This is a genomic window from Leclercia sp. GHBNCSD, assembly GCF_055805075.1.
This window is the reverse complement of record NZ_JBQVYO010000001.1, coordinates 1,482,103-1,503,743: the sequence shown is the minus strand read 5'-3', so window position 1 is coordinate 1,503,743 and position 21,641 is coordinate 1,482,103. Positions and strand designations below refer to the sequence as shown.

The 21,641-nt window shown below is 54.4% G+C and carries 23 protein-coding genes; 18 read left to right on the top strand and 5 right to left on the bottom strand.

The features are described 5' to 3' along the window. Position 1 precedes the first annotated feature (1 nt). A complete protein-coding gene (locus ACT3IC_RS07355) occupies positions 2–346 on the top strand; it encodes a gamma-glutamylcyclotransferase family protein (RefSeq protein ID WP_039028479.1) in 345 nt (114 codons plus the stop codon). Positions 347–492: 146 nt separating this feature from the next. Here the strand turns inward: ACT3IC_RS07355 and ppa are convergent, their stop codons facing one another. Next, complete coding sequence (ppa, locus tag ACT3IC_RS07350; protein WP_103178006.1) at positions 493–1,020, bottom strand: inorganic diphosphatase; 528 nt, start codon at positions 1,018–1,020, stop codon at positions 493–495. A 308-nt stretch (positions 1,021–1,328) separates the two neighbouring features. Here ppa and ytfQ point away from each other — a divergent pair, with 308 nt between their 5' ends. The 5 genes from ytfQ (at position 1,329) to ACT3IC_RS07325 (ending at position 7,574) form a co-directional block, all read left to right on the top strand. Continuing rightward, positions 1,329–2,285 carry a galactofuranose ABC transporter, galactofuranose-binding protein YtfQ gene (gene ytfQ / locus ACT3IC_RS07345; RefSeq protein WP_103178007.1) on the top strand — a complete coding sequence of 319 codons (957 nt, stop codon included), beginning with the start codon at positions 1,329–1,331 and terminating at the stop codon, positions 2,283–2,285. Between the two features lie 103 nt (positions 2,286–2,388). Beyond that, positions 2,389–3,891 (top strand): galactofuranose ABC transporter, ATP-binding protein YtfR, encoded by a 1,503-nt coding sequence (ytfR, locus tag ACT3IC_RS07340; RefSeq protein WP_473476983.1) that lies wholly within the window; start codon positions 2,389–2,391, stop codon positions 3,889–3,891. Positions 3,892–3,901: 10 nt separating this feature from the next. Beyond that, positions 3,902–4,927 (top strand): galactofuranose ABC transporter, ATP-binding protein YtfT, encoded by a 1,026-nt coding sequence (ytfT, locus tag ACT3IC_RS07335; RefSeq protein ID WP_168191997.1) that lies wholly within the window; start codon positions 3,902–3,904, stop codon positions 4,925–4,927. After that, positions 4,914–5,912, top strand: a complete 999-nt coding sequence (yjfF, locus tag ACT3IC_RS07330; RefSeq protein WP_103178010.1) for a galactofuranose ABC transporter, permease protein YjfF — start codon at positions 4,914–4,916, stop codon at positions 5,910–5,912. The genes ytfT and yjfF overlap by 14 nt, the downstream gene beginning before the upstream one ends. A gap of 93 nt (positions 5,913–6,005) precedes the next feature. After that, positions 6,006–7,574, top strand: coding sequence for a methyl-accepting chemotaxis protein (locus ACT3IC_RS07325; protein WP_159340450.1), 1,569 nt, complete (start codon positions 6,006–6,008; stop codon positions 7,572–7,574). Here the strand turns inward: ACT3IC_RS07325 and ACT3IC_RS07320 are convergent. Further along, a complete protein-coding gene (locus ACT3IC_RS07320) occupies positions 7,549–7,902 on the bottom strand; it encodes a helix-turn-helix domain-containing protein (protein ID WP_103178012.1) in 354 nt (117 codons plus the stop codon). The two genes, ACT3IC_RS07325 and ACT3IC_RS07320, sit on opposite strands and share 26 nt — an antisense overlap. A gap of 159 nt (positions 7,903–8,061) precedes the next feature. Further along, entirely contained in the window at positions 8,062–9,060 is a 999-nt protein-coding gene (fbp, locus tag ACT3IC_RS07315; protein ID WP_103178013.1) for a class 1 fructose-bisphosphatase, read from the bottom strand. A 179-nt stretch (positions 9,061–9,239) separates the two neighbouring features. On the opposite strand from fbp, the gene mpl reads away from it, so the two are divergent. Next, positions 9,240–10,613 carry a UDP-N-acetylmuramate:L-alanyl-gamma-D-glutamyl-meso-diaminopimelate ligase gene (gene mpl, locus ACT3IC_RS07310; protein ID WP_103178014.1) on the top strand — a complete coding sequence of 458 codons (1,374 nt, stop codon included), beginning with the start codon at positions 9,240–9,242 and terminating at the stop codon, positions 10,611–10,613. Between the two features lie 90 nt (positions 10,614–10,703). Here the strand turns inward: mpl and yjgA are convergent, their stop codons facing one another. Then, positions 10,704–11,255 carry a ribosome biogenesis factor YjgA gene (gene yjgA, locus ACT3IC_RS07305; protein WP_103178015.1) on the bottom strand — a complete coding sequence of 184 codons (552 nt, stop codon included), beginning with the start codon at positions 11,253–11,255 and terminating at the stop codon, positions 10,704–10,706. Between the two features lie 95 nt (positions 11,256–11,350). On the opposite strand from yjgA, the gene pmbA reads away from it, so the two are divergent. Further along, a complete protein-coding gene (gene pmbA, locus ACT3IC_RS07300) occupies positions 11,351–12,703 on the top strand; it encodes a metalloprotease PmbA (RefSeq protein ID WP_159340451.1) in 1,353 nt (450 codons plus the stop codon). 225 nt (positions 12,704–12,928) lie between these two features. Further along, positions 12,929–13,312 carry a cytochrome b562 gene (cybC, locus tag ACT3IC_RS07295; protein WP_103178017.1) on the top strand — a complete coding sequence of 128 codons (384 nt, stop codon included), beginning with the start codon at positions 12,929–12,931 and terminating at the stop codon, positions 13,310–13,312. Positions 13,313–13,380: 68 nt separating this feature from the next. Here the strand turns inward: cybC and ACT3IC_RS07290 are convergent, their stop codons facing one another. Beyond that, positions 13,381–13,467 (bottom strand): Hok/Gef family protein, encoded by an 87-nt coding sequence (locus tag ACT3IC_RS07290; RefSeq protein ID WP_236570691.1) that lies wholly within the window; start codon positions 13,465–13,467, stop codon positions 13,381–13,383. 201 nt (positions 13,468–13,668) lie between these two features. Here ACT3IC_RS07290 and ACT3IC_RS07285 point away from each other — a divergent pair. The 9 genes from ACT3IC_RS07285 (at position 13,669) to ACT3IC_RS07245 (ending at position 21,603) form a co-directional block, all read left to right on the top strand. Then, positions 13,669–15,038 (top strand): IS3 family transposase gene (locus tag ACT3IC_RS07285; protein ID WP_159340452.1). Its coding sequence is split into 2 segments (ribosomal slippage): positions 13,669–14,152 and positions 14,152–15,038, totalling 1,371 coding nucleotides; the frame shifts between segments, so codons are not numbered across the junction. Between the two features lie 938 nt (positions 15,039–15,976). Further along, complete coding sequence (locus tag ACT3IC_RS07280; RefSeq protein ID WP_159340453.1) at positions 15,977–16,207, top strand: hypothetical protein; 231 nt, start codon at positions 15,977–15,979, stop codon at positions 16,205–16,207. A 66-nt stretch (positions 16,208–16,273) separates the two neighbouring features. Further along, a complete protein-coding gene (locus tag ACT3IC_RS07275; RefSeq protein ID WP_473476973.1) occupies positions 16,274–18,934 on the top strand; it encodes a YadA C-terminal domain-containing protein in 2,661 nt (886 codons plus the stop codon). Between the two features lie 95 nt (positions 18,935–19,029). Further along, a complete protein-coding gene (locus ACT3IC_RS07270; RefSeq protein WP_159340455.1) occupies positions 19,030–19,410 on the top strand; it encodes a hypothetical protein in 381 nt (126 codons plus the stop codon). Positions 19,411–19,422: 12 nt separating this feature from the next. Continuing rightward, positions 19,423–19,674, top strand: a complete 252-nt coding sequence (locus tag ACT3IC_RS07265) for a membrane lipoprotein lipid attachment site-containing protein (protein ID WP_473476970.1) — start codon at positions 19,423–19,425, stop codon at positions 19,672–19,674. 6 nt (positions 19,675–19,680) lie between these two features. Continuing rightward, positions 19,681–20,124 carry a hypothetical protein gene (locus ACT3IC_RS07260; protein WP_473476967.1) on the top strand — a complete coding sequence of 148 codons (444 nt, stop codon included), beginning with the start codon at positions 19,681–19,683 and terminating at the stop codon, positions 20,122–20,124. 175 nt (positions 20,125–20,299) lie between these two features. Further along, positions 20,300–20,641 carry a hypothetical protein gene (locus ACT3IC_RS07255; protein ID WP_263951561.1) on the top strand — a complete coding sequence of 114 codons (342 nt, stop codon included), beginning with the start codon at positions 20,300–20,302 and terminating at the stop codon, positions 20,639–20,641. A gap of 75 nt (positions 20,642–20,716) precedes the next feature. Continuing rightward, complete coding sequence (locus tag ACT3IC_RS07250; protein ID WP_159340459.1) at positions 20,717–21,145, top strand: hypothetical protein; 429 nt, start codon at positions 20,717–20,719, stop codon at positions 21,143–21,145. Positions 21,146–21,342: 197 nt separating this feature from the next. Continuing rightward, positions 21,343–21,603, top strand: a complete 261-nt coding sequence (locus tag ACT3IC_RS07245; RefSeq protein ID WP_159340460.1) for a hypothetical protein — start codon at positions 21,343–21,345, stop codon at positions 21,601–21,603. Positions 21,604–21,641 lie beyond the last annotated feature (38 nt).

The window sequence follows — 21,641 nt, the reverse complement described above, 5'->3', positions numbered from 1 at the left end:
AATGCGAATATTTGTCTACGGCAGTTTAAGAACCAAGCAAGGCAACAGCCACTGGATGACTAACGCCCAGTTGCTGGGGGATTACAGTATCGAGAACTACCAGCTGTACAGCCTGGGCCACTATCCAGGCGCCGTTCCGGGAGAAGGAGCAGTACAGGGTGAGGTTTATCGTATTGATAATGCCACGCTGGCCGAACTTGATGCCTTGCGCACCAAAGGCGGGGAATACGCTCGCCGGTTAATCCAGACACCCTACGGCAGTGCATGGATGTACGTGTACCAACGTTCGGTGGAAGGTCTGACGCTGATTGAAAGCGGTAACTGGTTAGACCGTGACCAGTACTGATATGAATAACGCCACCTTCGGGTGGCGTTGTTTTTTCAGGCCGCACAGATTTTGTAGGCCGGGTAAGGCGCAGCCGCCACCCGGCAACAGGCCGCACAGATAAAAAAAGCCCCGACAAGTCGGGGCTTTTTTTCACACGTTAAGCATTACTTCTTCGCGCGTTCGAAGGAGGCAACGATTTCCGCTTTCGCGGCTTCTGCGTTGTCCCAGCCTTCCACTTTCACCCATTTGCCTTTCTCGAGATCTTTGTAGTGCTCGAAGAAGTGGGCGATCTGCGCTTTCAGCAGCTCTGGCAGGTCGTTCACATCTTTAATGTGATCGTACTCTTTGCTCAGCTTGGTGTGCGGTACCGCAACCAGCTTCGCATCTTCACCCGCTTCGTCGGTCATTTTCAGCACGCCAACTGGACGGCAGCGGATCACGGAGCCCGGCTGCAGTGGGTATGGCGTTGGGACCAGCACGTCTACCGGATCACCGTCCAGAGAGAGGGTGTGGTTGATGTAACCGTAGTTGCACGGATAGAACATCGCGGTAGACATGAAACGGTCAACGAACAGTGCGCCGGTGTCTTTGTCGATTTCGTATTTGATAGGATCAGCGTTCGCCGGGATTTCGATAACTACGTAGATGTCTTCCGGCAGTTCTTTACCCGCTGGGACGTTGAGTAAGCTCATGTCTGTGTCCTTTAAATGATTGGTAATCAAGTGGCGAGTATTATAGCCAACTGGCGCGGAATGTCTCCGCCTGTTTTCGCCGCTCCCTGTTCCTGAAAACCATTATCAGCACTTTCTCATGACAAGATAATCCATAAACTCAGCCGCTTTTTTAATGGCTCAGTGAAAGCGATTACAAAGTTGTGATTAACGTTTTATTCACTTTTCTGAAGTGTGATGTAACACACTCCGTTACATCTCGCATTGTCTATAGTCTCTTCGCAGAACATTTTTTACCCAACAATAAACTCCCCTACGAGGACGCACTTATGTGGAAGCGCTTACTTCTTGTCACAGCAGTTTCGGCAGCCATGTCGTCTATGGCGATGGCCGCCCCCTTAACCGTAGGATTTGCCCAGGTCGGCTCAGAGTCCGGCTGGCGCGCCGCTGAGACCAACGTCGCGAAGAGTGAGGCCGAAAAACGCGGCATCACGCTGAAGATCGCCGATGGCCAGCAAAAACAGGAAAACCAGATCAAAGCGGTACGCTCTTTTATCGCTCAGGGCGTTGACGCCATCTTCATTGCGCCGGTCGTAGCGACGGGTTGGGAGCCGGTTCTGAAAGAAGCGAAAGATGCCGAAATTCCGGTCTTCCTGCTCGATCGTTCCATCGATGTAAAAGACAAATCTCTCTATATGACCACCGTTACCGCCGACAACGTGCTGGAAGGCAAATTGATTGGTGAATGGCTGGTGAAACAGGTGGATGGTAAGCCGTGTAATGTGGTTGAGCTGCAGGGCACCGTGGGCGCCAGCGTGGCCATCGACCGTAAGAAAGGCTTTGCTGATGCCATCTCCAAAGCGTCAAACATCAAGATTATCCGTTCTCAGTCCGGCGACTTCACCCGCAGTAAAGGGAAAGAGGTCATGGAGAGCTTTATCAAAGCCGAGAACAACGGCAAGAACATCTGCATGGTTTACGCCCATAACGATGACATGGTGATCGGCGCTATCCAGGCGATCAAAGAGGCGGGCCTGAAGCCGGGCACCGACATCCTGACCGGCTCTATCGACGGCGTACCGGATATCTATAAAGCGATGATCGACAAAGAGGCCAACGCCAGCGTGGAGCTGACGCCAAACATGGCAGGTCCGGCCTTTGACGCGCTGGAGAAATTCAAGAAAGACGGCACCATGCCGGAGAAAGTCACGATCACCAAGTCCACGCTCTATCTGCCTGATACCGCTGCAGAAGAGTTAGAGAAAAAGAAAAATATGGGCTACTAAGCTCGACTGAAAATGCCGGGCGACGCTGCGCTTGCCCGGCCTTCGGCTCGCTTTTTGTAGGCCGGGTAAGCGTAGCGCCATCCGACATGATGCAGGGGGAACCATGATCACAGACCAACACCAGGAAATCCTCCGCACAGAAGGATTGAGCAAATATTTTCCCGGCGTAAAAGCGCTGGATAACGTCGATTTCAGCCTGCGGCGTGGTGAGATCATGGCCCTGCTGGGCGAAAACGGCGCCGGAAAATCGACCCTGATTAAAGCCCTGACCGGTGTCTATCATGCCGATCGCGGCACCATCTGGCTGGAAGGCCACGCTATATCGCCTAAAAATACCGCCCATGCCCAGCAGCTGGGTATCGGGACGGTCTATCAGGAAGTGAACCTGCTGCCGAATATGTCGGTGGCGGATAATCTGTTTATCGGCCGCGAGCCACGACGCTTTGGCCTGCTGCGCCGTAAAGAGATGGAAGACCGCGCCACCAAACTGATGGCGTCATACGGTTTCTCTCTCGACGTCCGCGAGCCGCTCAACCGCTTCTCGGTGGCGATGCAGCAGATCGTGGCCATCTGCCGGGCTATCGATCTCTCGGCAAAAGTGCTGATCCTCGATGAACCTACCGCCAGCCTGGATACCCAGGAGGTCGAGATGCTCTTCACCCTGATGCGCCAGCTGCGCGACCAGGGGGTGAGCCTGATTTTCGTCACCCACTTCCTCGATCAGGTGTATGAGGTGAGCGACCGCATTACCGTCCTGCGTAACGGCGGCTTCGTCGGCTGTCGCGAAACCCGCGAGCTGCCGCAAATCGAGCTGGTCAAAATGATGCTGGGCCGCGAGCTGGAGAGCAATGCCCTGCAGCGTGCGGGCCGGACGCTGCTCAGCGAGAAGCCGGTAGCGGCGTTTAAAGGGTACGGCAAGAAAGGCACCATTGCGCCCTTTGATCTCGAGGTGCGCCCGGGCGAAATCGTCGGACTGGCGGGGCTGTTAGGGTCGGGACGTACCGAAACGGCAGAGGTGATCTTCGGGATTAAACCTGCCGACAGCGGCACTGCGCTGATCAAAGGTAAACCGCAGACGCTGCGCTCCCCGCATCAGGCCTCCAGCCTGGGGATCGGTTTCTGCCCGGAAGATCGCAAGACCGACGGCATTATCGCCGCCGCCTCGGTGCGCGAGAACATCATTCTGGCCCTGCAGGCCCAGCGCGGCTGGCTGCGTCCCATTCCCCGTAAAGAGCAAAATGTGATTGCCGAGCGCTTTATTCGCCAGCTCGGCATCCGCACCCCGAGCGCGGAACAGCCGATCGAATTTCTCTCCGGCGGTAACCAGCAGAAGGTGCTGCTGTCACGCTGGCTGCTGACCAAACCGCAGTTCCTGATCCTCGACGAGCCGACCCGCGGTATCGACGTGGGGGCGCACGCGGAAATTATCCGCCTGATCGAAACCCTCTGCGCCGACGGTCTGGCGCTGCTGGTGATCTCCTCGGAGCTGGAGGAGCTGGTGGGGTATGCGGATCGGGTGATCATCATGCGCGACCGTCAGCAGGTGGCCGAGATCCCGCTGGACGCGCTCTCCGTTCCGGCAATCATGAACGCCATTGCGGCATAAGGAGTAGATCGTGATGTCACGTTCACTTTCTCAGACCGGCGAGACGAAGCGCCGCTTCAGCTGGCCCACCGGCACGCCGCAAATCATTGCGCTGATCCTGGTGTTACTGGTGGATAGCCTCGTTTCGCCGCATTTTTATCAAATTATCCTTCAGGATGGCCGCCTGTTCGGCAGTCCGATTGATATCTTAAACCGCGCCGCGCCGGTCGCCCTGCTGGCGATCGGCATGACGCTGGTGATTGCCACCGGCGGTATCGATCTGTCGGTCGGGGCGGTGATGGCGATTGCGGGGGCGACGGCGGCTTCGATGACCGTGGCCGGACACAGCCTGCCGGTGGTGCTGCTGGCGACGCTGGGCACCGGCGTGCTCGCGGGATTGTGGAATGGCATCCTGGTGGCGATCCTCAAAATCCAGCCCTTTGTCGCCACCCTCATTTTAATGGTGGCCGGACGCGGGGTGGCGCAGCTGATCACCTCCGGGCAGATCGTCACCTTCAACGCCCCGAATCTGGCGTGGATTGGCAGCGGATCGCTGCTCTTCTTCCCGACGCCGGTGATTATTGTGGTGGTCACCCTGATCGCCTTCTGGCTGTTCACCCGTAAAACCGCCCTCGGGATGTTTATCGAAGCGGTGGGAATTAACATTCGCGCCGCGAAAAACGCCGGGGTCAGCACCCGTCTGATGGTGATGCTCACCTACGTATTGAGCGGAGTATGCGCCGCCATTGCCGGGATTATCGTCGCGGCCGATATTCGCGGGGCCGATGCCAATAACGCCGGGCTCTGGCTGGAGCTGGATGCGATCCTCGCGGTGGTGATTGGCGGCGGCTCGCTGATGGGCGGGCGCTTCAACCTGCTGCTGTCGGTGATTGGCGCGCTGATTATCCAGGGGATGAACACCGGGATCCTGCTGTCGGGTTTCCCGCCGGAACTCAACCAGGTGGTGAAAGCGGTGGTGGTGCTCTGCGTGCTCATCGTGCAGTCGCCGCGCTTTATCAGTCTCATTAAGGGGATGCGTGGTCATGATAAAACGTAATTTACCGCTCATGATTACCCTGGGCGTGTTTGTGCTGGGGTATCTCTACTGCCTGACGCAGTTCCCCGGTTTTGCTTCGACGCGGGTGATCTGCAACATCCTGACCGACAACGCCTTCCTTGGGATCATCGCCGTCGGCATGACCTTCGTGATCCTCTCCGGCGGGATCGACCTCTCCGTCGGGTCGGTGATCGCCTTTACCGGCGTCTTTCTGGCTAAGGCGATTGGCTACTGGGGGATCTCCCCGCTGCTGGCCTTCCCGCTGGTGCTGGTGATGGGCTGCGCCTTTGGCGCCTTTATGGGATTGCTGATCGACGCCCTGAAGATCCCGGCGTTTATTATCACCCTCGCCGGGATGTTCTTCCTGCGCGGCGTCAGCTATCTGGTGTCGGAGGAGTCGATCCCGATTAACCATCCGGTCTACGACACCCTCTCAAGCCTGGCGTGGAAAATCCCCGGCGGCGGCCGTCTGAGTATTCTCGGTCTGGTGATGCTGGGCGTGGTGGTGATCGGCATTTTCCTCGCCCACCGCACCCGCTTTGGCAACGAAGTGTATGCCATCGGCGGTAACGCCACCTCGGCGAACCTGATGGGGATCTCCACCCGCAGCACCACCATTCGTATCTACATGCTCTCCACCGGGCTGGCGACGCTGGCGGGGATCGTCTTCTCCATCTACACCCAGGCGGGCTATGCGCTGGCGGGGGTAGGGGTGGAGCTGGACGCGATTGCCTCGGTGGTGATTGGCGGCACGCTGCTCAGCGGCGGCGTCGGCACGGTGCTGGGCACGCTGTTTGGGGTGGCGATCCAGGGGCTGATCCAGACCTATATTAACTTCGACGGCACCCTCAGCTCGTGGTGGACCAAGATTGCGATTGGCATTCTGCTGTTCATCTTTATCGCCCTGCAGCGCGGCCTGACGGTGCTCTGGGAGAACCGCCAGAACTCGCCTGTCACACGGGTGAGCACCACCAGCAAGCTATAAGCGCCTGAATTTACGTCAAGTCTAAATCTTTTCCGGTAGCGGCCGATAACCCTTAATTCTGTCCAGATTTATCTCGCTACCGGAAATTACATCATGCTTAAAACGCTATCGATTCGTACCGGCTTGCTTTCGTTACTGGCCGTTATGACCCTTCTGCTGCTGCTTGTCAGCGGTATCGGCATTTATGCCCTCACCCAGAGCTCCTCCTCTTTACAGCGCATTAACCATCTTCAGGGCGAACAGCTGGTGCAGCTCAACTCGGGCTACACCCTGATCCTGCGCGCGCGCAACGAGGCGGGGCAGGCCGTCCGCATGATGGAGGTGGGACTGCTGGATGACGCCACAAAATCGGTGAAAAACATCAATGACGAACTCAAACAGGCGCAAACCACGCTGAAAAGCGTGATCGATAGTGGGATAAACGATCCAGAAGGCGATCGGTTGCTGAAGCAGCTCGCCGGGAGCCTGGCGGCGTATAACGCCCAGGGGATCGTGCCGATGCAGAACGCCCTGAATGCGCAGAATGCGGATGATTATTACGATCTGCTGGAGAACCGTCTGGTGCCGGTAGCGCGTCAGTTTGATAACGATATGCAGGCCTTCCAGGCCTGGAGCGACAGCCGGGGCAAAGCTGAAGTCGCCGCGGTACAGGCGAGTAAAAATCGGGTGATGCTGCTGATCATCGTCGCCGCGCTGCTGACCGCGGGCATTATCGTGCTGGCGTGGCTGGCACTGCGCCATATGCTGCTGAAGCCGCTCTCCTCCTCTATTGCCCAGCTTGAGCACGTGGCTGCCGGGGATCTGACCCACGCCCTGACCACCCCCGCAAGCCAGGAGTTTAACCGCCTCAACGCCGCCATTGAGGAGATGCGCCAGTCGCTGATGGGCTCGGTGCTGCGGGTGCGTGACGCCAGCTCGCAGATTGATACCGGCAGCCGGGAGCTGACCGCAGGCAATATGCACCTTGCCCAGCGTACAGAATCCACCGCCACCTCGCTGGAGCAGACCGCGGCCAGCATGGAAGAGATCACCGCCACGGTGAAGCAGAACGCCCACAACGCCGAGCAGGCGCATCAGGTGGCGAAGACGATGTCAGATACCGCTGACCGCGGCAGCGAGATGGTCTGTTATGTCATTGAGAAGATGCGCGATATCTCCGGCAGCGCCGACCGTATCGCCGATATCCTCAGCGTGATCGACGGTATCGCCTTCCAGACCAATATTCTGGCGCTGAATGCCTCGGTGGAAGCCGCCCGCGCGGGCGAGCAGGGGCGCGGCTTTGCGGTGGTGGCCGGAGAGGTGCGTAACCTCGCCAGCCGTAGCGCCGATGCGGCAAAAGAGATCCGCACGCTCATCAGCGATTCCCAGGCGCACGTCAGCGAAGGTAGCGAACTGGCGCAGCAGGCGGGGGAAACCATGGACGAGATCGCCAACGAGGTGATGCGCATGACCCGCCTGATGCGTGAGATCGCCAATGCGTCGCACGAGCAGAGCCGTGGTATTGAGCAGGTGAATATTGCGGTCAACCAGATGGACGAAACCGCGCAGCAAAACGCGGCGCTGGTCCAGCAATCTTCCGCCGCGACGCGCTCGCTGGAAGAGCAATCCCGCGAGCTCATCGAGGCGATGTCACTCTTCAGGCTGTCGTCGCAACAGGCGTAGCCTTATCGCCTTCCGGCGCCGCTGGCGTCGGGAGGCTTTCCGCGCCAGCCGGGGTGTGGGCGATATAGTCATGAATGGCGCCCAGCAGCTTTTCCATCTCGGCGGACAGCTTCAGCGCGTATGGCGTTGGCTCCAGGAACAACCCCTTACGGGTAAACAGCGGCTCATTAAACAGCATGCCAAAGCGTTTCAGGGCCAGGCTGACTGCTGGCCTGGACATCTCCAGACGTAAAGAGGCTTTGGCCATGCTCCCGCACCTGACGACTTCAATAAATATCGGGATCAGATTGAGGTCGATGCCAGTGGATGAGCGAGAGAGGTTTTTCATATCGGCTGATTCCCATTGAACACTATTTGAACGCCGTCATGATGACGCAAGGATTCACTGGGTTACAGCAGGATTTTTATATAGTTTTATACCAACAAAGATATAAATATCTGGAAAAACAAAAGGGGCCAACTGGCCCCTTTTGGTCAAACTCAACAATCAGGCATCCGGGAATTCACGGATAAAGCGTTCCACGTCGTCAACCATATGATCGTTGCCAACGAAGAACGAACGGCGCTGGTGCAGGCTTTCAGGAATGATATCCATAATCCGCTCTTTGCCGTCGCTGGCTTTACCGCCCGCCTGTTCGGCGAGGAAGGCCATCGGGTTGCACTCATACAGCAGGCGCAGCTTGCCTTCAGGGTGGCTGGCGGTGCTTGGGTAGAGGTAGATGCCGCCCTTCAGCAGGTTACGGTGGAAATCCGCCACCAGGGAGCCGATATAACGCGAGGTATAAGGGCGCTGGGTCGATTTATCCTCTTCCTGGCAGAATTTGATGTACTTCTTCACCCCCGCCGGGAATTTAATGTAGTTCCCTTCGTTGATGGAGTAAGTGCTGCCTTTCTGCGGGAAGCGCATACGCTCCTGGCACAGGCAGAATACGCCCAGCGACGGATCGTAGGTAAAGGCGTGCACGCCGCAGCCGGTGGTGTAGACCAGCATGGTGGAGGAGCCATATACCACATAACCCGCTGCAACCTGTTTATTGCCCGGCTGCAGGAAATCTTCTTCGGTGACCGGCGTGCCGACAGGGGTGACGCGACGGTAAATGGAGAAAATGGTGCCGACAGAGACGTTAACGTCGATGTTGGAGGAGCCATCCAGCGGATCCATCAGGACGACATACTTGGCGTGTTCACACCCTTCAAAGACGACGATTTCATCTTCTTCCTCGGAGGCGATCCCCGCAACGATGTCGCGCGCGCGCAGTGCAGCTTTCAGTTTTTCATTCGCGAACAGATCGAGTTTCTGTTGAACTTCGCCCTGCACGTTTTCAGCACCGCTGGCACCCAGGATATCGACCAGTCCGGCTTTGTTGATATCGCGATGGATGATCTTGGCGCCCAGCTTTATTGCCGACAACAAAGCAGTGAGCTCACCGGTAGCATGCGAGAACTCGTGCTGCTTTTCGACAATAAATTCACCTAACGTTTTCATAACACTTTCCCTGCATTGGATGTTGAGTAAAGTTGTTGATGCCCAACAATCTTAACAAACTTTCAAATTGTCGCGCAGAGGTGAATCGCGCCAGCTTGCTACAGATTTTCCTGAAATGCGTTTCTCTGCTGCTGACATATGCGTAAAATGTGCGCCACATTGAAGAAGGATAGTGACGTATGCGCATTCATATATTGGGGATTTGTGGCACTTTCATGGGCGGCCTGGCTATGCTGGCGCGCGCTCTTGGCCATGAGGTGACAGGTTCGGACGCCAATGTGTATCCGCCGATGAGCACGCTGCTGGAAAACCAGGGCATCGATCTGATTCAGGGCTACGACGCCAGCCAACTGGAGCCGCAGCCGGATCTGGTGATTATCGGAAACGCCATGACCCGGGGTAATCCCTGCGTAGAAGCCGTGCTGGAAAGGAATATTCCCTACATGTCAGGGCCGCAGTGGCTGCATGATTTCGTTCTGCGCGATCGCTGGGTGCTGGCGGTGGCGGGAACCCACGGCAAAACCACCACCGCCGGCATGGCGACGTGGATCCTCGAAGCCTGCGGCTACAAGCCGGGCTTTGTGATTGGTGGCGTGCCGGGGAACTTTGACGTTTCTGCCCGCCTGGGCGAGAGCCCGTTCTTTGTTATTGAGGCGGACGAATATGACTGCGCGTTCTTTGATAAACGCTCCAAGTTTGTTCATTACTGCCCGCGCACGCTGATCCTCAACAACCTTGAGTTTGACCACGCGGACATTTTCGACGACCTGAAAGCGATTCAGAAGCAGTTCCACCACCTGGTGCGCATCGTGCCGGGCCAGGGACGCATCATCCTGCCGGAGAACGACATTAACCTGAAGCAGACCCTGGCGATGGGGTGCTGGAGCGAGCAAGAGTTGGTGGGCGAGCAGGGCCACTGGCAGGCGAAAAAGCTCACCAACGATGCCTCCCGCTGGGAAGTGTTGCTGGATGGCGAAAAAGTCGGGGAAGTGCAGTGGGCGCTGGTGGGCGAGCACAACATGCATAACGGCCTGATGGCGATCGCCGCGGCCCGTCATGTGGGCGTCTTGCCTGCCGATGCGGCCAACGCGCTGGGCTCCTTTATCAATGCCCGTCGTCGTCTTGAGCTGCGCGGCGAAGCCAATGGCGTGACGGTGTATGACGATTTTGCCCATCACCCGACCGCGATCCTCGCGACGCTGGCTGCCCTGCGCGGCAAAGTGGGCGGCACGGCACGCATTCTGGCCGTACTGGAACCGCGCTCCAACACCATGAAGATGGGGATTTGCAAAGACGATTTAGCCCCCTCTTTAGGTCGCGCGGACGAGGTCTTCCTCCTGCAACCGCAGCACATTCCGTGGCAGGTGGCGGAAGTAGCCGAAGCCTGCGTCCAGCCTGCGCACTGGAGTGCCGACGTGGATACGCTGGCGGAGATGGTGGTGAAAACCGCGCAGCCGGGGGATCACATTCTGGTGATGAGCAACGGCGGGTTTGGTGGGATCCATCAGAAACTGCTGGACGGTCTGGCGAAGAAAGCAGAAGCAGTGGCGTAAAAAAAAGCCCGGTAGCGCTAACGCTGACCGGGTTTTTTGTAGGCCGGAGAAGGCGTTTACGCCGCCATCCGGCAAACAGCAGGCAGGGAATTAACCTTCGGCTTCCGCCAGCTCGCGCAGATACTGGAAAATCAGACGTGCAGACTTCGGCGGTTTGTTCGCCTCTTTCTCTTTCTTCGCGTTACGGATCAGAGAGCGCAGCTGCTGGCGATCGGCGTCCGGCCACAGGTTCAGCACTTCCGGTACGGCGTCATCGCCCTGTTCAATCAGACGATCGCGGATCTGCTCCAGCTTATGGAACAGCGCAACCTGCTGGTTGTGGCGGTTTTTCAGCTTATCCAGCGCCTGGCGAATCGGCTCTACGTCGCGCTGGCGCAATAATTTACCAATCAACTGAAGCTGGCGGCGACGGCCCTCTTTCTTGATGCGCTGTGCCAGTTCGATGGCGGCACGCAGATCCGGGTCGAGCGGGATTTTATCCAGCGCGTTTTTACCCAGCTCTACCATCTCCGCACCAAGCTGTTTTAACTCTTCGGCGTCGCGTTTAATTTCACTTTTGCTGACCCAGATGATCTCATCATCTTCGTCTTCGATGTCATCACCGGGAACGTCGTCGAGCCAGTCTTCGGGCTGCTTAGTCATGTCAGGCTCCTTAAAAAAAGAGGCTAATGTTACCAGTTTAGACGCGTACTGAGAAACGGTTCTCTGTTAGACTTCAGCTAACTACACCTTACATTATGGCATTTACGATGAAAGTGATCTCACAAGTTGCAGCGCAGCGTAAAGCACTGGAAGAGGCCGTCTCTATGGCCCTGGAGCTGGCGTCAGCGAAATCGGACGGGGCAGAAGTCGCCGTCAGCAAAACCACTGGCCTGAGCGTCAGCACCCGCTATGGCGAAGTGGAAACCGTTGAATTTAATAGCGATGGCGCATTAGGGATTACTGTTTATCACCAGAACCGTAAAGGCAGCGCCTCCTCTACCGATTTAAGCCCTGACGCCATTGCGCGGACCGTGCAGGCGGCGCTGGATATCGCCTCCTATACCTCCCCGGACCCCTATGCCGGGGTGGCTGACAAAGAGCTGCTGGCCTTTGAGGCCCCGGATCTGGATCTCTTCCATCCGGCGGAAGTGACCCCGGACGAAGCCATTGAGTTCGCCGCTCGCGCGGAGCAGGCCTCCCTTAATGCCGATAAGCGCATCACCAATACCGAAGGCGGCAGCTTTAACAGCCACTACGGCATTAAAGTCTTTGGCAACAGCCACGGCATGTTGCAGGGCTATTGCTCCACCCGTCACTCTCTTTCCAGCTGCGTGATTGCCGAAGAGAACGGCGACATGGAGCGCGATTACGCCTATACCATTGGCCGCGCGATGGGCGATCTGCAGTCGCCGGAGTGGGTTGGGGCGGAGTGCGCAAAACGCACCTTATCCCGCCTGGCTCCGCGTAAACTCTCTACCATGAAAGCACCGGTTATCTTTGCCAATGAAGTGGCAACCGGTCTGTTTGGGCATCTGGTCGGCGCGATTGCCGGCGGCGCGGTCTACCGTAAATCCACCTTCCTGCTTGATGCGCTGGGTACGCAAATCCTGCCGGAGTGGCTGACCATTGAAGAGCACCCGCACCTGCTGAAAGGACTGGCCTCCACGCCGTTCGACAGCGAAGGTGTGCGCACCGAGCGTCGCGATATCGTCAAAGAGGGCATCCTGACCCAGTGGCTGCTGACCAACTACTCCGCACGCAAACTGGGGCTGAAAAGCACGGGTCATGCGGGCGGCATCCACAACTGGCGCATTGCGGGCCAGGGCCTGGGCTTTGAGCAGATGCTGAAAGAGATGGGCACCGGGCTGGTGGTCACCGAGCTGATGGGGCAGGGCGTGAGCGGCGTCACTGGCGACTACTCGCGCGGGGCGTCCGGCTTCTGGGTGGAAAACGGTGAGATTCAGTATCCGGTGAGCGAAATTACCATCGCCGGTAACCTGAAAGATATGTGGCGTAATATCGTGACGGTGGGGAACGATATCGAGACGCGCAGCAATATCCAGTGCGGATCTGTTCTGTTACCGGAAATGAAGATCGCCGGTCAGTAATACCCGTCATACTTCACGCCGCAGATGCGTTGGCTGCGCGCGCTCACCCCGGTCACTTACTTATGTAAGCTCCCGGGGATTCACGCGCTTGCCGCGTTACTCGGCCTATGGCCTCGCCCCTTTGGGGCCAGCGCAAGCGCTGTTCAAGGCACATGTGCCTTGTTCTGCAACGCGAATTATTTAGGGTATTAGTCGGTTTTTTTAATAATAAAAAGGAAGTGAGCAATGCGTAAAACTCTGTTAGCTATCCTCGCAGCGTCATCGCTGGTCATGAGCACCTCGGTCCTGGCCGACCTGGAAGACAATATGGACACCCTCAGCGAAAATCTGAAGGTGGTGCAAAAAACCGATAACGCGGCGGAGATGAAAGAGGCGTTAACCAAAATGCGTACCGCGGCGGTAGACGCGCAAAAAGAGACCCCGCCAAAGCTGGAAGGCAAAGCGGAAGACAGCCCGGAGATGAAAGATTTCCGTCACGGCCTTGAGACGCTGGTGGGGCAGATTGACGGCGCGCTGAAGCTGGCGAACGAAGGCAAAGTGAAAGAGGCCCAGGCGGCAGCCGATGGGTTTGTTACCACACGAAATACTTATCACAAAAAATACCGTTAATGGGTGCCTGAGCCTTACGTCCTCTCCCCGTGTGCGGAGGCGCACTAAACGCCTCCGCCGGTTTGCTCCTACAATCCGGAGCGACAATCCATCTTCGCAATCACTTCAAGCGAACCGTTTCGAAAACTGATCTCGCACAGTGTTTTCCGCGTCACCAGCGTTAAGATGATTATTGTCAAAGCAATAATATCAAAACTCCGATGCCTGGGTTTTGGCGATTCATGGATGCCTCCTTGCTTTTAAAGCGGGCGAGGTAGCGAACTCCACGGTTGCGACGTGTCGTTTCGAGCCCCCGCCCTGATTTTTCGTCAGGTGCACTGCACCCATTTAGTTGGACTCTCAAACTGGAGAGTCCTATGCCCGGACGTAAATATACCCTCGAAGAACGCCTTGAAGTCGTTATGCACTATCTTGCTAGCGATGAAGGTTATCGGTTAACTTCAGCCCGTTTCAACATTCCCAGAACCCAGGTGAGAATCTGGGTTGCAGCCTATGATGCTTATGGAGAAGAGGGATTAAGGCCCAGAGATAAGGGCGTATCAATTGATCCTGAGATCAGAATTGAAGCTGTAAAAGCCGTGCTTTCAGGTCAGATATCCCAGACTCAGGCCGCGACTAAATTCAATATTGCAGGTGCATCATCTGTGGCCAAATGGCTGAAAGTGTATAAAGAGCATGGTGAAGAAGGGCTTCGCTCACTCAAGGTAGGCACAAAAAGGGTATCTTACATGGCTGAACACCCTGAACTTATTGAAGCCGCAGAGGAACGATCAAAAGAACCACGGATTCATGAACTTGAAAGGAAGGTCAAACGTCTTGAATTACGGATACTTTATCTACAAAAGCTGAAAGCCTTAGTTCGGTAAGAGAAAAGGTTCGTGTTGTTGACGAACTAAGGCAGCATTATCCCCTTGACCAGCTGCTGAGTATTGCCCGGATACCCAGGAGCACGTTTTACTATCACCTCAGGGCGCTCCGCTCTCCGGGTAAATACGATGAAATAAATCGTCGAATCAGCGAGATATATGATGAAAACCAGGGCCGCTATGGCTATCGACGGGTAACGCTGGCACTCAGAAGAGAGGGGGAAGTAATCAACCATAAGGTGGTTCAACGCCTGATGAATGCTCTTGAACTTAAAGCAGCAATCAAAGTAAAGCGCTACACCTCCTGGCGTGGCGAACGTGGTTGTGCTGCTGACAATCTCCTGCAACGAAACTTCAAAGCCAGCCGGCCCAATGAAAAATGGGTCACAGATGTCACCGAATTCGCTGTCAACGGCCGCAAACTCTATCTTTCTCCCATCATCGATCTCTTCAATAATGAAGTGATTTCCTACAGTATTTCAGAACGCCCGACAATGCCGATGATTGACGACATGTTGATTAAGGCATTCGCCAGAATGGACGCAAACAGCACGCCAGTCCTTCACTCAGACCAGGGCTGGCAATACCGGCATCAATGGTATCAATATCAGTTGCGGGAGTTTGGGGTTCTGCAAAGTATGTCCCGCAAAGGAAACTGTCTGGATAATGCCTGTGCGGAATGTTTTTTCGGGACGCTAAAATCAGAATGCTATTACACCCGTAAATTCAACGATGTCGACGAACTGAAGGTCGTTCTTGAGGATTATATTCATTACTACAACAATCGCCGCATCAGCCTTAAATTTAACGGACTCAGCCCGGTTGAATATCGCCTGAAAACCTATCCGCTACGAATTTGACGTGGTGATTTTCATCAAGGAAGCATCATAAAGAAAATCATGATAATGCGTAATCAGCTTGCGCAGGATTTTTACTTTTTTGATGATGGTGTTAAGGATGTCATCCAGTTCTCAGGCTTGCATAACGTCTGAAATGAATAGGTTATCGGTCCGCTATGAGCGAGAAGTAGACATTCTCAGTTTATTCTGAACAAATAAATCTGTCTTATTCTTGTCACTATCAACTCTTTCAGAGATGTATGAAGTTGTGAATTTTTGTCGTCAATGATTCAAGGGAAATGTTTCTTTCTATAACACTATGGATTGACTAATAATTCTTCTTATCCAGAAAGTTCCATCAGACTAATGCCAGTAAACAATCACCCTAATTGATGATTTTTTCGTTTTACCCTGTCGCCATTCTCATCGCATTAGTAAGCAATTGTTATATTATACCCTCGCTTAAAATTGACTAAAATCAAACTTTTTAGTGTTTTTTTTGTGCTTCGAATAAAGTTTGTTATCGCGCATTTTTACATCAATTTTAAAAAATTAACCAGATTAAAACAAAGTCCGGCAATTAATGGGGAACGCATTGTTGCTGGCTAAAGTTATGGTGCCAGGGGCCCAGGGATGGGGGAGGTGAAGGGTTTGTGTTGGTAAGTAGATGTTGCGAAGTGTTGCCGCGCGCGGCATTACGCAGACTTTATGACATACAAAAGACTAATTAATCACTTTTTAATTTCAATTTGAATGAATAATAGTCACCAACATTACTATTAATGACGTGACTGGTATGTGACTTTCAATTGAAAATACATAAGCATTTAAAATGAATTCTATTCATGACTAATGCAACAATTCTTAAACACTTATTACGTGTTGACATGTTTCCACCAAAGCCTCAATTTCCACTCCCGATACGCTAATACGGTTCAACAGCAGCACCATGAGGCTCTATGAATACCGAACATAATCAATCAATCCAAAAAGGAAAAGGGAATAAGGACAAGCCAGCGTCAAAGCTGGTTATGTTCAGTACCAGGCTTGACGAGTCGCTTTATGAAGCAGTCAGGGTGTTGTCGTTCCAACACCGGAAATCACGACAGGAAATTGTCGGAGAGGCGATCGAGTTACTCAAAGTGAAGTACGGCGAGGTTTCCCTCGCCGCAGATATAGCAAAGCAATAACCCCCTCGTCGCCAAACTAGACGGGTTATCGCAAACACCAATCAACAGAATGATAGCAGGATTAAAGTGAAAAAAACGTTACTTGCAACAGTAGTATTGACCGCCATCACATCCAATGCTCAGGCGGTTGCAACCCCTCCTACTCCAGTTGTCACTGCTCCTGGGCAATCTGCTTATGACGCAACCCAGGATGGCCGTATCGGCGCACTCGAAGGTCAGGTTGCTGGCATCGGTTCTGACATCATCCGTGGTGATGCCAAAGACACTCAGCAGGATTCCGTTATCCAGAAGAACCGCGCCGACCTGCAATCCCAGATTGACCGAAACCATCAGGTCATCAGCGGTATGAATACCAAAAACAAAGGTCAGGACACGCTGATCCAGCAGAACGCCGCAAGCGTGCAGGCTCTCCAGTCCCAAGCCTCTGGTTTGGCCACCAAAGCCGATTTCGACAAAGACCAGCAGCGCCAGGATGACGCGGCAAAAGCTGAAACCAGCCGCGTAAACAATGCGCTGGCTAAGAAAGCCAGCCAGGCAGATCTGCTGACCGTTGGCGGTAAGGTGAACGACGAGATTAAACGCTCCACTGATGCGGATACCCAGCACGACGCAGCGATTGCCAAGGCTCAGGGCGTGGCTGATGCCGCCAAGACAAAGGCTGACAGCACCGCCGCCAGCGTAAACCAGCTGGCGTTGAGCACCCAGAAGAAAATCGACGATGAAGCAACGCACCGCGTTGATGCCGATAACCTGCTGCGTGACAAAATCAAACAGCAAGCCGCCACTCAGGCCACTACTGATAAAGCACAGGATGTCGAGATCGCCAAAAAGGCGAGCAACGCTGACTTGCTGGCAACTGGCAACGCCCTGGCTGGCCGCATTGATACCAATAAGGCAGACATCACCAAGGTCGGTAAAGATCTGACTGACTTTCAGAACGCACAGGGTACGAAAGACGCCGCGCAGGATTCAGCACTGGCTGCTGAGGTTAGTCGAGCAAAAGCTGCTGAAACGGCAAACTCTGGCCTGATCACCGCTAACACCGCAGCCATTGCTCTTAAGGCAGACCAGCTTGCTCTGGATGCCGCCAATAACCGCATTGATACCAACGAAACCGCCATTAAGGGTATTCAGGCTAAAGATACCGCGCAGGATGGTCTGATCAGCGGCAACACCGCCAAAATCACCACTCTGGAAGGTGCTGTTCAGTCCAATACAACAGCACTGGCTGGCAAAGTTGACCAGGCAGCATATAACGCTGACCAGGCGAACATTCAGCAGACGCTGGCCGATAAAGCAGACAAAGCGGATCTGACTCCACTGAAAAGCGGTATCACGAAGAACGCCGCCGACATCGCCAACAAGGCCGACAAAACCGACCTGTATCCGCTGAAAACTGACATTCAGAAAAACAGCAATGAGATCTCCGGCGTTAAATTCGACCTCGCCAATAAAGCTGACAAAGCCGATCTGACTCCTATCGCCCAAAAGGCAGATAAGAATGAGCAGGACATTCAGGGTATCAATACCTCTCTGTCGCAGAAAGTTGACCAAGGCGCATTCAAAACCGACCAGGATCGCCAGGATGCCGCGCTTAAAGCTGAGCAGACACGCGCCGAAGGTGCAGAGAAAGCGAATACCGCACTTATCGGCACCAAAGCGGATCAGGCTGCACTGGCTACCGAAACCTCCCGCGCACAGGGTGAAGAATCACGCATCGCTGGGCTGGTAACGTCCAACACCAACGCGATTGCCAACAAAGCAGACAAAGCCGCTGTTACCAAAAACTCCGGTGGCGTGCAGCAGCTGGCGCAGGGCGAAGTGTACCTGGCTAACGGTGTTCAGCAGAACCACGCTGATATCGCCAGCAATACCGCTGCTGTTGCGACTAACACTGCCGCGCTGGCTACCAAAGCTGACCAGACCTCGTTTACCGCCCTCCAGCAGCGCGTATCACTGGATGAGCAGTACGACGGCCAGGCTATCAGCAAAAACCGTCAGGATATCGGGGACGAAGCAAGCCGCGCTACGCAGGCTGAGCAGCAACTGGAACAGACCAAAGCTGATAAAACGCAGGTGCAGCAGAATGCTACCAGCATTCTGCAGAACACTACTGCGCTGGCTGGCAAAGCGGATACCTCAGCACTGACCGCTGAAACCTCCCGCGCTCAGAGTGCAGAGCAGCAGAACGCCGACGGCGTTGCAACGAACAAAGCTGAGCTGGCTAAACACTCTCAGACATTCACTACCCTGCAACGTGAAGTGGATCAGAAGGTTGATACCAGCACCTACCAGCAGCGTGCCCGCTCTGTAGATACCCGCTTTGCCGATACCGACGCGCGTATCCAGCAGCAGCATGACGAACAGGTGAAAACCAACCAGAAAGTAGCGGCTAATAGCAAACAGCTGGCGAACCATGAAGCGCGTATCACGGATCTGGAAGCCAACAACAAAACCAACTTTAACAAACTGCAAAACCAGCAGAACAAAGACCGTAAAGAATTCCGCGCGGGCGTGGCTGGTGCTATCGCACTGACCCAGATCCCTCAGACTCCGCAGGATCACACCGCTGGTTTCGGTATGGCTGTCGGTACGTTCAACGGTGAAAACGCGCTCGCCGCTGGTGTTAGTGCCCGTGTTTCTCAGAACGTGACCGTTAAATCCGGCCTGAGCTGGGACACCCAAGGCAACGTAGGTGCTGGCGCTGGCTTCCTGGTGAGCTACTAAGCATGTGCGTGAACCACTACGACAACGCCCGGCGCTACGCTGACGGCAAAAAGTAAAACAATGGGCAGCGAAAGCTGGCCGTTTAAAGGACTAATATGAAACGTTACGTAATCGCCGCGCTGGTGGCCGCAACCCTGGTAGGCTGCGCTGTTAAGCAACATGACACCCTGGGCGATGAGCTGTCCCAGTTTCGCACCACTCGCTCGCTCTATAACAAAGCACTCCTACGCTGTAACTACCTGGTCACAGAGAAGTACCAGGGCAGTCTCTATGGCCTCACATCTCTTGAGGGGGCTGAGCGCCGGGAGGTTGAGGCCGCAGCACGCGCTGACCATGCTACTTGCGAGTCCAATTTCCAGCGCAAATCCGCCGCTTTATGGGAAGAGCAATCCCCGGAGGTACACGCCTTTTATGAACAACGCCGCGCCGAGCTCAACAAAGAGTTTGAGCAGGTAAAAGCCGAAGCAGCACGATAAGAAGAAAGACCGATGAAAAAAATGATGTTAGCACTCACCATGACCGCAGCCCTGGCTGGTTGCGCCGAGCACCCTGTGCTGTCAGCTGCGGCTGTTGGTATTGGTGCGGCAGCGGTCGCCACCGCCGTCGCCAAAAATAAGTATAAAGACGACAAGAAGAAGGATGATCACAAGCACAAAGACGATCACCACCGCTACCACCATGATGACGACAACGACAACGGTCGCCACCATGACAAAGACCATCACCACCGCCACGGGTAACAGCACATGAAAAAGATTATCACTTTCCTGGCTATGTCCGTCGCGATCGCTGCACCAACCGCGCACGCTATCAACGCCCATTACCGTGACCAGCTGATCCGCTCCGGTTGTACTCAGGTGACTGAGGCTCAGGGGTGTGACATCCACAAAACCAAAGCGCAGAACGAGGCCGCAGGCTTCAGCAGCGGAGTGGCTCCTACGGCGAAATCTGACGTAAAAAAGTTCGACGGGGACTACGTGGCACGCCGTCCAAACGGCCAGCGCATTGCAAACATTCATATTGGTGCGGGAAAGGCAACGGTCGGCGGAAAACCAGTAAAGGCTACCATTTCGAACGATATGCTTATTATTAACGGCAGAAACAATCGTACTTTCGTGATTTACACGACGGGCGGTAGCTTCTGGGAAAATGCCGACACACATGATCGCGGAATCATTGAGCGCGACTAATAATGAGTTCACGCTTTTTATTACAAAGAAATGGGGCAGTGAGATTTCTTTAACTCTTACCATATCTGAAGTGCTGTTTCTTTTGAAGATTATCATCCTGTAATTCGCACGATAGTTGAGCCTTAATTTGAGCTGAAATTATGGAAAAAAAACTTTATTTGCTACAGCAGTGGCAGTGATGATGCTGTCCGGTTGCGTCCAAAAAAACACTGCGCGTAATTGTGATCAGGCGGTTGAAGTGGCCTACAGATTCACTGAGCACGCTATTTCAATGCGCCCGGAACTGGCTTACACCCCGGTACGAAATGAGGCTGATAGCGCTTTATTCTGGCTCGCCTGTCGTGATGGTCTGCAAAAGGGGGCCGCACACGACACTACCCGTCTAATGGCAATGCAGAATTATATTTCGAATGCCGTAGTACAGCCGGGTATATCTGCCGAAGATGGCCGTTATCTGGTTAACGACATGGCAATATTTTTAGCGCATCAATACGGTTTTGAATCTGCGAGCAGTTAATTATTAGCCGTTATTCGTAGTGAGGACTGTTAACAGCAATCCATCTCAATCAGGTGGCGAGCTAAGGAAACAAATATGAAAACATATAAATCGATAATTCTGGCCGTCTGGCTTTGTTTATCCGTTATTCCCTTGTTGGCTATGGTAGGGGCGTATAGCGACGGTTATCTGGTTGTCCTACTGTTGCTGGCTGGCGTTGGCTTATGGTTCAACTGGAAATATGCCGAAGGTGAATGGCCGGAAATGAGTTACTGGAAAGCGTGCTGCATCGCGCTGGGGCTGGCAGCTGTTGGTCTGTATATCAGCCTTACTTGCATGGCTGAACAGTACCAGCGGAGTGTTGGCGTAATTGCGGAAATGCTCCTGGATTACTCGCCGCAGGTCTATTTCCAGCCGCTGATCATTACGCCGATTTCGCTGTTGATCTGGCGCTGGTTATTCAAAGAGCCACGCACCGCACGTCTCGCGGAGGCTTCCATGCCTACAGTCGTCGAGAGCGCGTAAAAGATTCGTCCTCTTCTGTACGGGAGGTCAAAGGTTCGCCACCGATGACGGCGAAAAAAGAGTGTTGATTGAGTTGATAGCGCGTTGCGCACCCTCCCCAGAACTGAGGCTGGGGAGGGCATTTTTTTAAGGATTCGCACTATGCGTCCTGGACTTTACGACAGCGTACTTCGTTACGCCGACGAGAAAAATGGCAAATGAAAAGAGTTAAAACCTGGGCAATCCGTGCCGGAATAACTCTGTTCATGGCGATTGGCGGCATGGGCGCAGGTCAGATATTTTCGACCGATCATCCTGATGAGATGCCATATGCCTACGCCGCGGGTTGTGCGCTGGGCCTTGTTCTTTGTTATTTCATGTTTTGGCAGGTAACCCCGGTAAATCTGGAGTTGCAACCAACTCTTGAGGAACTGATTGAGGACGGAATTCCCGACCTTCACGAAGAGAATTGGGATTGAGATATCAACGATTAAGTGAGTTCCTGGTGAACCGTGTC